The organism is Methanobrevibacter sp. (assembly GCF_017431965.1).
GTDB lineage: Archaea > Methanobacteriota > Methanobacteria > Methanobacteriales > Methanobacteriaceae > Methanocatella.
This window is the reverse complement of sequence record NZ_JAFRKB010000030.1, coordinates 36075-48956: the sequence shown is the minus strand read 5'-3', so window position 1 is coordinate 48956 and position 12882 is coordinate 36075. Positions and strand designations below refer to the sequence as shown.

General features: G+C 35.1%; 10 protein-coding genes. 6 read left to right on the top strand and 4 right to left on the bottom strand.

Features of this window, described 5'->3' with window-relative positions; translation table 11 throughout:
- Positions 1-6: 6 nt before the first annotated feature.
- Positions 7-597 (bottom strand): 6-phospho-3-hexuloisomerase, encoded by a 591-nt coding sequence (hxlB, locus tag IJI93_RS03675; protein ID WP_292820076.1) that lies wholly within the window; start codon positions 595-597, stop codon positions 7-9.
- A gap of 68 nt (positions 598-665) precedes the next feature.
- On the opposite strand from hxlB, the gene IJI93_RS03670 reads away from it, so the two are divergent.
- The 5 genes from IJI93_RS03670 to lysS all read left to right on the top strand — a co-directional run bounded on the left by IJI93_RS03670 (position 666) and on the right by lysS (position 7184).
- Entirely contained in the window at positions 666-1532 is an 867-nt protein-coding gene (locus IJI93_RS03670; protein WP_292820074.1) for a LysR family transcriptional regulator, read from the top strand.
- Positions 1533-1709: 177 nt separating this feature from the next.
- Positions 1710-2624 (top strand): carbohydrate kinase family protein, encoded by a 915-nt coding sequence (locus tag IJI93_RS03665; RefSeq protein WP_292820072.1) that lies wholly within the window; start codon positions 1710-1712, stop codon positions 2622-2624.
- Positions 2625-2867: 243 nt separating this feature from the next.
- Positions 2868-4166 (top strand): phosphomethylpyrimidine synthase, encoded by a 1299-nt coding sequence (gene thiC / locus IJI93_RS03660; protein WP_292820070.1) that lies wholly within the window; start codon positions 2868-2870, stop codon positions 4164-4166.
- A gap of 157 nt (positions 4167-4323) precedes the next feature.
- On the top strand, positions 4324-5514 hold the full coding sequence (locus IJI93_RS03655) for a proteasome-activating nucleotidase (RefSeq protein ID WP_292820069.1): 1191 nt from the start codon (positions 4324-4326) through the stop codon (positions 5512-5514).
- An 86-nt stretch (positions 5515-5600) separates the two neighbouring features.
- Positions 5601-7184, top strand: coding sequence for a lysine--tRNA ligase (gene lysS, locus IJI93_RS03650; RefSeq protein WP_292820068.1), 1584 nt, complete (start codon positions 5601-5603; stop codon positions 7182-7184).
- A gap of 26 nt (positions 7185-7210) precedes the next feature.
- Here lysS and IJI93_RS03645 read toward each other — a convergent pair whose 3' ends face one another.
- Genes IJI93_RS03645 through IJI93_RS03635 form a run of 3 tightly spaced genes read right to left on the bottom strand, consistent with a single transcriptional unit; the run spans position 7211 to position 9190 of the window.
- Positions 7211-7591, bottom strand: a complete 381-nt coding sequence (locus tag IJI93_RS03645) for a GNAT family N-acetyltransferase (RefSeq protein WP_292820067.1) — start codon at positions 7589-7591, stop codon at positions 7211-7213.
- A complete protein-coding gene (locus tag IJI93_RS03640) occupies positions 7588-8058 on the bottom strand; it encodes a nucleoside deaminase (RefSeq protein WP_292820066.1) in 471 nt (156 codons plus the stop codon). Before IJI93_RS03640 ends, IJI93_RS03645 begins: the two co-directional genes overlap by 4 nt.
- 34 nt (positions 8059-8092) lie before the next feature.
- Positions 8093-9190, bottom strand: a complete 1098-nt coding sequence (locus IJI93_RS03635; RefSeq protein ID WP_292820065.1) for a hypothetical protein — start codon at positions 9188-9190, stop codon at positions 8093-8095.
- Between the two features lie 203 nt (positions 9191-9393).
- Between IJI93_RS03635 and polC the strand changes: the two genes are divergently transcribed.
- Positions 9394-12690, top strand: a complete 3297-nt coding sequence (gene polC, locus IJI93_RS03630) for a DNA polymerase II large subunit (RefSeq protein WP_292820064.1) — start codon at positions 9394-9396, stop codon at positions 12688-12690.
- Positions 12691-12882: the final 192 nt, after the last annotated feature.

The window sequence follows — 12882 nt, the reverse complement described above, 5'->3', positions numbered from 1 at the left end:
TTCTAATTATTCCAATACAGTGTGTCTTGCTTTCAAATCACTTTCGGTTTGTTGCATTTTTTCCATTAGCTCAGAAACGATAGCATCCAAAAATACTAAAGTAGTTAACTCAAATGCAGTTCCAAGCGGAGTTAAAGAAGTATAGTTTCCATGAATTTGACGTTTCATATAATTTTCATCATCAACTTCCTTTTTAGTTCTTCCTTTAACCAGAAGATAACCGTCAGCCAATTGACCTAAAGTTGATTCAGGATAAGAAGTAACAGCTAACACTTTAGACCCTCTATTTTTAGCTATTCTTGCAGCAGAAACAATTGTGTTTGTCTCTCCAGAACCTGAAATGGCAATTATGCAGTCTTCTGCGTTAATGGCCGGTGATATTGTCTCACCTACCACATATGAACTTAAACCCAAATGCATTAATCTCATTGCAAATGCTTTAGCTGCAAGTCCGGATCTCCCAGCTCCGGTGACAAAAACATTTTCAGAGTTGATGATAATGTCTTCGAATTGGTTTACTGTTTCTTCATCTAAAAAATCTTGTGCAGTCTCAATATTATCCAATATAGCTCGTATAGAAGTTTTCATTATTTCCATTTTATCTAATTCCCAAAAAGTTTAAAACCAACATTATTAATTATGACAATGATTATTATATATAATTAATGAAATTTCAAAGCGAAGGCCTGATAAGTCTAAATATAAATGGCAACATTTATGATTATAAACTGTATCAAAGTTTAGAATCACTAGCTAGAACCAAATCCCAGAGAAAATCAGCTAAAGAGTTAAATATTTCCCATACTGTCTTCAATAGAAGATTACTGAAAGCTGAAGAAAAATTAGGTTTGAAATTAACTCAAAAAGTGGGAAACGGTACACTATTAACCGAAGATGGAGTTGACCTGCTTAACGAGTATAGGAAATATGTTATTCAAATTGAAAAAACTTCAAATATTAATATTGCCGGAGGACACATTAGTTCTGGGCTTTTGGAAAGTATCAGGCAGCCATTTAACATAAACGTTTACAGCAGCAGCGATAAAGATGCATTTGAACTTGCAAAAAGGGGTGCTGTGGATATTTTAACACTTGACGATCCTTTGATTGCTTATGAATTGAATATTGATTTTACACCAATAGCCTACGATTATCTCGTTTTAATTTCAAATCCGAATTCAAAAGAGATAAAAAGCATTAATGATTTGCAGGGCCTTGAATTTGTAAACGTTGAAGGCTCGGCACAAAGACTTGCCTGGAACAGTCTTGAACATTATGACATAGACTATAATCTAAAATATACCGTCAACTCACAATTCGATGCTTTTAAGATGGTGAAAAACTCCGAAAATTTATACAGCTTTTTAAATGCGAGCTATTTTAAGGGAAATGAAATCTTAAAATTCGATACAAGACATGTAATTAGCGTGATTAAAGTAAATGAAGATAAGCCTGAAGTTGATGAGTTTATTGAATTTCTGCTTAATGACGGCCAGGAACTTATTGAAAAACAAGGATTTACATTAATCTAAAAGTACTTTTCAAATGCTCTTGGATAATAAAATTTTAATTAATAATATATAATTATTTAGTACCTTCATATGAAATTATGATTTTGTGAAAAATCATATCACTGACCAATACGATTTTTCAAAACATTAAATAAGGATAAGGACTAATATTAAATTGTAATAAAAAAAGGCGATATTATGGCGAAAAACAGAGATTTACTAGCAATCGGACACTCTGCTCATGATTATATAATTAGAGTACCTGAATTTCCAAAAGCTAATTTTTCAGCCCCTATAACCAATATGAAAACATTTAATGGCGGAGCGGCTGCAAATGTGGCTTGTGTTGGAGCAAACTTAGGACTGAAAACATCATTGGTATCCGCTGTTGGTGGAGACTTTAAAAAAACCGAATACTATGAACATATGCAGAATCTGGGCATTGATACTAAATCATTGATTATAGTTCCAGGTGAAGCAACACCTACCGCATTCGTTTTGACTGATGATAATGGAGACCAAATCAGTTACTTCTATTGGGGAGCTGCACGTGAATTTGCAGAAAGTAAAGTACCGACATCTGCAATAAAAAATGCTTCAGCGGTTCACCTTGCAACCGGAGACCCTAACTACAACTGGAAATGCTCAGAAGAAGCAAAAAATGAAGACATACTTGTATCCTTTGACCCAGGCCAAGACCTTGGAATGTATGATACCAAAAAATTGAAAGACGTGATTGAAAACACTACAATCCTCTTTGCTAACCATCATGAAATCGAAAGAATTTTGAATGCGTTAGAAGTTGACCTTGACGGTTTAAGGGAATTAGGTCCAAAGATAATTGTTAAAACTTGTGGAGCTAACGGTAGTGAAATTTACTCCAATGAAGAAAAGATTAAAATTGATGCAATAACCAGAGAAGCAGTTGACCCAACCGGAGCTGGAGATTCATACAGGGCAGGATTTTTATCAAGATTCCTGAATGGGGAATCCCTAGAAGAATCTGCCAAATTCGCATCATCTGTCTCATCATTCATTGTAGAGCATCAAGGTTGTCAAACCAACATGCCTAGTTTTGATGATGCATTTGAAAGAATGAATGGATTTTACTAAATCCTTTCTTTTTACTTTTTTTAAAGTACATTTTATTTTTATCAATAATGCTTTAATTTAACTATAAAAAATTACAATAACTTATTTTTTAAAAAAAACTTTATATATCTCAAATATAATAGAATTAAAAATAATCCTATTAATTTAAATAGTATTAAATAAAAATAACAAATTATCAATTAGTATGAGAATATTTTAAAATAAATTTGACTGTTATAAATCTTAATTGAGGGATGATTTAAGATGACACAAATTAGTGATGCAAAAAAAGGTATTTTAACCGATGAAATGAAACATGTTGCAAAAGTAGAAAATGTTTCAGAAGATTTCATTTTAAAATCCGTTGCAAACGGAACTATAGTAATACCAGGAAATGTAAACAGAGATATTGAAGCTGCAGGTATTGGTGCAGGACTTAGAACAAAAGTAAACGCAACCGTTGGAACTTCAACTGACATTGTTAATTTTGATGAAGAAGTATTAAAAGCACAAATTGCTATCGATAATGGTGCTGACTGTTTAATGGAATTGAGTATTGGCGGAGATTTAGACGTGATCAGAAATAGAGTTTTAGATATGTCTCCATTACCAGTTGGTTCCGTGCCGGTATATCAGGCAGCTATTGAAAGCATTAGAAGAGACGGTTCTGTAATTTACATGACTGAAGATGACTTATTTAACACCATCGAAAAACAAGCAAAAGATGGTATTGACTTCATGGCTGTCCATAGTAGTATCAACATTGAAACATTAACCAGACTCAAAAGACAAGGCCGCGTAACCGGACTTGTTTCAAGAGGAGGTTCATTCATGTCCGGATGGATTGTTGAAAATGAAAAAGAAAATCCATTATATGCAAATTTCGATTATGTTTTAGATATTGCAAAAGAACATGATGTTGTTCTTTCACTTGCTAACGGTATGAGAGCAGGATCTATCGCAGACTCAACTGACAGGGCCCAAATACAAGAATTGATCATTTTAGGGGAATTAATTGATAGATCCCGTGAAGCTGGAGTACAATGTATGATTGAAGGACCAGGACACATTCCAATTAATGAAATTCCAACAAACGTAATGATTCAAAAGAAAATGTGTTCCAACGCTCCGTTCTACATGCTAGGACCTATTGTATGTGATGTGGCGCCTGGTTACGATCACATCGTATCCGCTATAGGAGCAGCATCTTCCGCAAAAGCTGGAGCAGACTTCATTTGTTATGTAACTCCTGCAGAACACTTAGCTCTCCCATCCCCAGATGATGTGAGAGAAGGTGTAATTGCAACTAAAATCGGAGCTTATGCTGGAGACCTGGCAAGTGGTCAAATCGACGGTTCACAAGATTTGGCTATGGCTCAAGCAAGGAAAAATCTCGATTGGGAAGCACAATATGCCTGTGCGATGTTCCCTGAAGCTGCACGTGCAAAAAGAGACCAAAGACCTCCTGAAGAAGAGGACACATGTACCATGTGTGGTAACTACTGTGCAGTAAAAATCGTTAACGAATGGTTAGACCAATCCGATTCTGACCTTATTAAATAGATAATTTTATCTATTTTCTCTTCTTTTTTTAATTAATTACTTTTTTTACATTAAAATTGATATTTTTTAACTATTATACTCAAGCCAAAATCTTTTTTAGCAGAATGTATAGCAAATTTTAAAATGTAACAATAACAGAGTTATATTGAGGGGGATTATGGAATCTGTAAAACAAGCTTCAAAGGAAGAATTGATTGAAACAATCGAATCATTAAAAGAAGAAAATGGCAAAACAAAAAAAGAGCTGATGGAGAAAGTCCGAAACCTTGAAGGCGAACAGCTCAAAACAAACATCAGCAATCGCCAGTTAGAAGGAAAAATCAAAGAACTGAAAGGCGAAATCAACTCATTTAAGAAAACCCCATTAATACTTGCAACAATAACAGAAGTTTTTGACAACAACCAAGTTGGAATTAAAGGCAATGTAGGGCACGAATTTCTAGTAAATTACCCAAAATCAATAAAAACAGAACTGCTTGAACCAGGAGCCAGAGTTGCGCTCAATCAGAATACTTTAACTGTCGTTAATGTATTTCCTGCAAAAAAAGACAAAGATGTAACAGCTATGGAAATTGATGAAAAACCTGACGTCACATACGATGATATCGGAGGGCTTGACCCTCAAATCGTTGAGGTTAAAGAAACCGTAGAGCTTCCAATTAAAAAACCTGAACTATTTGAAGAAATCGGAATCGATCCGCCAAAAGGAATATTGCTTTACGGACCTCCCGGAACAGGTAAGACATTGCTTGCAAAAGCAGTAGCTAATGAGACAAACGCCCGATTCATTAAAATAGTTGCTTCGGAATTTGTCAACAAATATCTGGGAGAGGGTTCAAGAATAGTTAGAGACGTTTTTGACCTTGCAAAGGAAAAGACTCCCGCAATAATATTCATAGATGAACTCGATGCTATTGGAACTAAAAGGGTTGGAAACAGCGAAGGTGCCGACAGAGAAGTTCAAAGAACATTGATGCAGCTTCTTGCAGAACTTGACGGATTTGACCCAAGAGGAGACATTGGAATAATCGCCGCTACAAACAGACCGGATATTCTGGATGAAGCACTCTTAAGACCCGGAAGGTTTGACAGGACAATTGAAGTGCCTAATCCAAACAAGGAGAGCCGACAAAAAATCCTTGAAATACACACCCAAAGGATGAAATTAGATGAAAATATTGACTTTGATACCATAAGCGCAATAACAGAAGGTTTTTCCGGTGCTGATTTGAAGGCTGTATGTACCGAAGCTGGAATGTTTGCTATAAGAAGCGAAAGGAAAAAAGTTATTTCTAAAGATTTCCTAGATGCAATCGATAAAATTTTAGGAAATATTAAGGTTAGTTAATTTTAACTAATCTTTTTATATTAATAAAAACAAAATTTAATTATAACTTATTTTATGATAATTTTTTTATTATATGGTGAATTTAGATGACACACTGGATAGAAAATGTTGCTAATGAATTAGCTAAAAGAGATGTAGAAGAACACGTTATTGCAAGTGGTACTTCCATATCCGGGAGTATTCACATTGGAAACTCATGTGACATATTTGTAGCAAATGGAATTGGAAAGAAATTAAGAGAAAAAGGAAAAAAAGCCAAGACAATTTGGATTGCTGATGACCACGACCCATTGAGAAAAGTTCCTTATCCATTGCCTGAAGATTATGACAAATACCTGGGAATGCCTTACTCCATGATTCCATGTCCTGACGGCTGCTGTGCAAACTTTGTAGAGCACTTCGAAAAACCATTGCTTTCAGTAATGGATGATTATGGAATAGAAATGGAAGCTAAATCCGGTTTTGAAATGTATAAAAATGGAGATTACAACGATTACATTAGAACTTCTTTAGAGAAAGTTGAAGAAATCAAAGAAATATTCAACCAATACAGAAGAGAACCTTTAGCTGATGACTGGCTTCCTTACAACCCTATCTGTGAGGAATGTGGACGTGTAAATACCACATATGCCTACGATTACGATGGAGACATCATCAAATACAGATGCGAATGTGGACATGATGGTGAAATGGACATTAAATCCGGAAACGGTAAACTCACCTGGAGAGTTGAATGGGCGGCAAGATGGAAAATATTCGGAACCACCTGCGAACCATTCGGAAAAGACCATGCGGCAAGTGGAGGATCCTATGATGTAAGTAGCGTGATTTCAGAAAAAATCTTTGACTATCCTGCACCATATCCAGTGCCATACGAATGGATTACACTTGACGGGGAAGCGATGAGTAAATCTCACGGAGTATTCTTCGCACCGGATGAATGGTTAAAAATCGGACCTGCTGAAAGTCTACACTATTACCTGTTCAGGTCAAAACCTATGAAAGCAAAAGATTTCTCACCAAAAATGCCTTACTTAGACTTTATTGACCAATTTGATACTGTTGAAAAAGTATTCTACGATGAAGTAGAGGCACCATCTGAAAAAGAAGCAAGAAAATTCAAGGAAATCTATGAAATAGTTCAAATCAACGAAGGTAGTCCTTTACCTTTCAGACCTCCTTTCAGATTCCTGGTCAATGCTTACCAAATTGCGGGAGACGACTTGGAGAAAATCTTTGAAATCTTGAAGAAAAACTCACAATTGACTAAAAGCTTTAAAGATAAGGAATTTGGTGATTTAACCGAAACCGAATTGGCCCAATACAGAGAAAGGGTTGACAATGTAATTTACTGGTTAGATACCTATGCACCTAAATTTGTTAAATTCCAAGTGCAAACTAAAAGTATTCCTAAATTACCATTGACTGATGAACAAACCCAATTCTTAACTGATTTGGCTGATTTAATGGAAAAAACAGAATTCAATGATGCAACAGAGTTGCACGATGCAATGTATGAAATCTTGGAAGGTCAAGGCTTAAAACCTCAAAAAGGTTTCCAAGCAATCTATAAAATGATTCTTGGTCAAAAACAAGGCCCTAGAGCAGCATCATTCTTATTATCCTTAGATAAGGACTTTGTTGTAAAAAGATTAAGACAAGAAGCTTAATCTTTTAATTTTTTATTTTTTAAAAACTAATTAAATATCTTAAACTCTTTTTCCATGCAAACATCATCAATGAACTGATAATCTAATTTTTCAAATATCTCCACCAGGATATCCTCTCTGCTGTCAAAACTAACCCTGACTTTTTTGAAGTCATAGTCAATAGCTATCTTTTCAAGCTGTCTGATTAGTTTATAAGCAATTTTTTCACGATTATCGTATGAATTTAAAAATAAAGTTGTTATTTCACATGAATCTGCATCATAAACCTTAAAACTGGTACAGCCTACGATTTTGCCAAAATTATTTAAAAGTAAAACAACCTGAGGTTCATCCATAGAACAACCGAATGAATCGCAAAATTCAATAAACCTTTCATCCCTTTCATCAGTTACAATAATTTCCATCATTTAACCTCTGTTGTGTTTCCAACCTTTGCAAGTTCATCCTCCCAAACTCCTGGATTATTACAAGCAAATTTTAAAAATAAATCCCTACATTCAATATCATTTAAAACAACGACTTCCACGCCATTGCATTCAAGTAAACTTTCAGCACCCATCAAAGTTGTATTTTCCCCTATTACAACACGGGGAATATTATATAAAATTACTGCACCGGAACACATCGGGCATGGCGAAAGAGTTGTATATAATGTACATTTTACATAATCTTCATAATTTAAGCGACCTGCATTTTCAATTGCATCCATTTCGGCATGTAAAACTACAGAATCGTTTTGAATTAATCTATTATGGCCTCTAGAAATTATTTCACCATCTTTAACAAGGACTGCCCCTATTGGAATTCCTCCTTCAGTCAAAGATTTTTCAGCTTCCTTAATAGCTTCATTCATAAAATAAGCATCATCAGTCATTTTAAAAAAAATAATTAATAGATGAAAAAATCATCTATTTAAATCTGTTAAACAATCCTTTGTTGGATTCTTTTTCTAAAGCTTCCTCTAGTTTAGCTATCTGTTTTTTCAAATCAGAAATAGTTTTATTTGAATCATTGGATAGCTTATCATAACTACTTTCTTTGATTTTCAATTGAGATGTAAGAGAGGAATTTTCTTCTTTGAGCTTAGCGATTGTATGATTGTTCTTCTTATCGACTTCATCCTTATAATCGCCAATTTCTATTAAATCATTTCTCAAATCAATGACTTCATCATTAAGTTTTTTGTTTTCATCTTGGTATTTATTTAATTTATCGTTTACTTCTTTAAGATCATCACGTAATTTCTGATTCATTTCTTTTAAATGATCAGCTTCAGAAGTGTCAAATGACTCTAACTCTTTTTTCAAATCATTGATTTTAGCTTCAAAAGATTCTTTAATAGTGTCAATTTCAGATTCTAATTTGTCTGCCCTTACTTTATTGACAGCACTTTCAGCACCGATTTTTCCAATTTTATCACTTAAATCTTCACTAATATCCAATTGATCAAAGTATTTTCTAGTAGTTTTTTCTAAAGCATTGGTTAATTCAATTTTTACACTTTTAAGCTCTGAATTTTCTTTTTTAAGCTTAGGAATTACTTTATTGGTCAAATAGTTAAGTTCGCTGGATTGATTAGACAATTTTTCTGATTTTTCAGAAATTTCTTTTTTCAATTTATTAACAAGACTGTCATCATTAGATTTTTTTGAAGTTTTCTCAGCAGGTTCTTCCTTTTGAACTGGTTCTTCAATTTCAGGTTCTTCAATTACCTCTTCAGCAGGAGCTTCTTCTTCCTCAACCACTTCCTCAGCAGGAACAACATCTTCCTCTTCAACAGGAACATCCTCATTTTGAGGGGCAATTTCCTCTTCTGCTTCCTCAACCACTTCCTCAACAGGAGCAACATCTTCTTCTTCCACTGAAACTTCTTCAACAACAGGTTCTTCAACAACAGGAGCCTCATCAATAGGCTCTTCTACTACTTCTTTAGATTTTTTAATTTTATCAAGATTTAAACTCATTTTAGTACCATACATGGCATTAATAGGTTTTTTATCAGACATTTATATCACCAAAATAGCAATAATAAAAAAGTTCGACAACAGTATACTAAAAATAACTTTTTCTTTTACAATATATTTAATATTTTTTAAAATGATTTTTCAATAGTGATTTCAATGCATAATTTCACACTTGCAAATAATATTAATATTATGAAAATCAATAGATAATTACTGAATTAATTTTTATAATTTGTGGCGATAAAATGGATTATTTTGACAGATTAGAAGCTGAAACCCATCACCTATACGAAATAGCTAATGAAGCTAGGTCAAAAGGTTTGGATGTTGAAACAAAAACTGAAGTGCCTCTTGCAAAGGATTTAGCTGAAAGAGTAGAGGGGCTTGTTGGTCCCGAAGGTGTGGCAAACCGTATAAAAGAATTAGAACAAGACATAACAAGAGAAGAAGTTGCTTTTGAAATTGCTGCCGAAATCGCTTCCGGAAAATTTGAACTTACCGGCGAAAAGGCAAATTACGACCAAGAACAGAGATGTGACCAAGGTCTAAGGACAGCACTGGCTATCCTAACAGAAGGAGTAGTAGCCGCCCCTCTGGAAGGTATTTCACAAGTGAAAATTAAAGAAAACTTCGATGGAACAAAATATATTGGAGTTTACTTTGCAGGACCTATCAGAAGTGCGGGAGGTACTGCTGCAGCACTTGCGGTCCTTTTAGGAGATAAAATCAGACAAGCTATCAATATTGATGCTTTCAAACCGATTGATGATGAAATAGAAAGATATGTGGAAGAAGTTGAACTTTACGAATCAGAAGTTACAAATCTACAATACTCACCAACACCAGAAGAAGTGAGATTCGCTGCAAACCACATTCCTGTTGAAGTCACAGGAGAACAGACTGATCAAGTTGAAGTATCACACAGGGATTTAGAGCGTGTTGAAACAAATAATATTCGTGGAGGAGCGCTCCTTGCGATGGTAGAGGGAGTTATCCAGAAATCTAAAAAAATTCATAAAATTTCAAAGAAATTGAATCTTGATTGGGAATGGCTTACTGAATATTCAAAACCTAAAGATGATTCCGGAAGTGATGACAGTGCTGATGCAGACATCGTTAGTGAACCAAAATATATCCAGGATATCATTGGCGGAAGACCAATTTTAGGTTATCCTTCTGAAAAGGGAGGTTTCAGATTAAGATATGGAAGAAGCAGAAATACCGGTCTTGCTACAATGGGAGTTCACCCAGCAACCATGGCACTGCTTGATTTTTTGGCTGTCGGAACACAGCTTAAGATTGAATATCCCGGAAAGGGTAACTGTGTTGTTCCGGTGGATTCCATCGAAGGGCCAACAGTGAAACTTAAAAATGGCGACGTTGTAATAATCGATAGCATCAAACAGGCCCGTGAACTTAAAAAAGATGTAGTTGAGATTTTATTCTTGGGAGATATGCTCGTTGCTTTTGGAGAGTTTTTAAGAAACAACCAGCCTTTATACCCTTCAGGATGGTGTGAAGAATGGTGGATTCAATTATTGACAAGAAGCGAAAACTTTGATGAAAGCAATAATGACCTGGATTTGAACAGACTCGAACATGATTACATCCCATCTATTGAAGCATTTAAACTATCTAAGGATTACGACATTCCACTTCATCCAAAATACACTTACTGCTATAACGATGTAACCATCGATGATTTGAATTCATTGATTGATTTATTGAATAAATCCAAATCAGGCTATAAACCTAATGAGGAATTAAAGTTAGATTTGTCTTATCCAAAAAGAATATTGGAAGTTATCGGCGTTCCACATACTGTGCGCGATGGAAAAATCATAATAGACAAAGACCACTCATATTCCCTGCTTGTTACACTGCCTAAAAAATTGCCTCAAAAGAATACAACCCTTGAAGCGTTGAATGAAGTGTCACCAGTTGAAATTAAAGACAAGGCTCCGGCATATATCGGTACTCGTGTCGGTAGGCCTGAAAAGTCTAAAGAGAGGTTAATGAGACCGGCACCTCATGGATTGTTCCCTATTGGTAATTATGGAGGCGCTAGAAGGTTAGTAGCCACCGCAGCTAAAAAAGGAAAAATTAAAGTCGATTTATCAAGAAGAAAATGTACCAATCCCGAATGCGGAATCAGCTCTTTCAATTCAATCTGTCCGAAATGTGGCCATCCAACTGAAATGGGCACACCAAGCACAAAAAACATTCCTCTTGCAAGCATGCTCAAAAAGGCATCAGATAATGTTAAGGTAAGAAGAGTTGACGAGGTAAAAGGAGTAGTCGGAATGATATCCGAAGCAAAACTACCTGAACCTCTTGAAAAAGGAATTTTAAGAGCTAAAAATGAAGTGTTCACATTTAAAGATGGTACAATTCGTCACGATTCAACTGATTTGCCGTTGACCCATTTTATTCCAAAGGAAATTGGAGTTAGTGTTGAAAAATTGCTGGAAATGGGTTATGAAAAAGATTGTTACGGCAATCCTATTGAAAATGAAGATCAAATCATTGAGTTAAAAGTTCAGGATATTGTAATATCCGACAATTGTGGAGAATATCTGCTTAGAACTGCACAATTCATTGATGATGAACTTACAAGATATTACGGAATGGATGCATTCTATAACGTTGATGATAAAAGTGATCTGATCGGACATCTAGTTGCGGGGCTTGCACCCCACACATCTGCTGGAGTTTTAGGCAGAATAGTTGGATTTACAAAGGCATTAGGTTGTTATGCGCATCCTTATTTCCATTCTGCAAAACGTAGAAACTGTGACAGTGACGAAGATGCAATAATGTTGCTTTTAGATGCCCTAATTAACTTTTCAAAGACATACTTGCCAAACACCAGGGGAGGAAGTATGGATGCTCCTTTAGTTTTATCTTCAAGAATCGATCCTGAAGAAATTGACGACGAATCCCATAACCTGGACATATTTGAAAGATTCCCTGTTGAATTCTATGAAAAAACATATAGTCCTCTGAAGCCTGCTGAGGTTTTAGAATATATTGACAATGTAGAAATGCATTTGGGAACACCTGAGCAATATGAAGGACTGATGTTTTCACACCATACCTCAAGCATTCATGCCGGACCGACAGTATGTCTTTACAAAAGATTGCCTTCAATGAGAGAAAAGGTAGAAGCCCAAATTAGTCTTGCCGAGACAATAAGGGCGGTTGACCAAAGAGGGGTTGTGGAGAAAGTCCTGTCATCTCACTTCCTGCCGGACATTATGGGCAATTCCCGTGCATTTTCCAAGCAAAAGGTAAGATGCACAAAATGCGGTGCGAAATACAGGAGAATGCCTCTTACCGGAAAATGCAGATGTGGAGGTAACTTAATCCTTTCAGTTTCAAAAGGTTCCGTTACAAAATATCTGGAAATTTCAAGGGATTTGGTTAGCAGATATCCTGTTTCACATTACCTGAAACAGCGCCTAGAGATACAGGAATTTGGTATTAACTCGCTTTTCGAGAGTGACAAATCAAAACAAAGTTCTTTGGATATTTTCTTCTGAAGAACATAATACTTTTCTTTTGCTCTCGGACTTTTAATTTTTAATATGGAATACATAATAGTTTCAGAGTAAAGAAATATTGTTCGTTACAAGACGAACAATATATATACTAAAAAATACAATATTATTAATTAGAAATATGTTCGTGTTTAAACGAACAATATTTATACAATTAAGTTCAATATTATAATT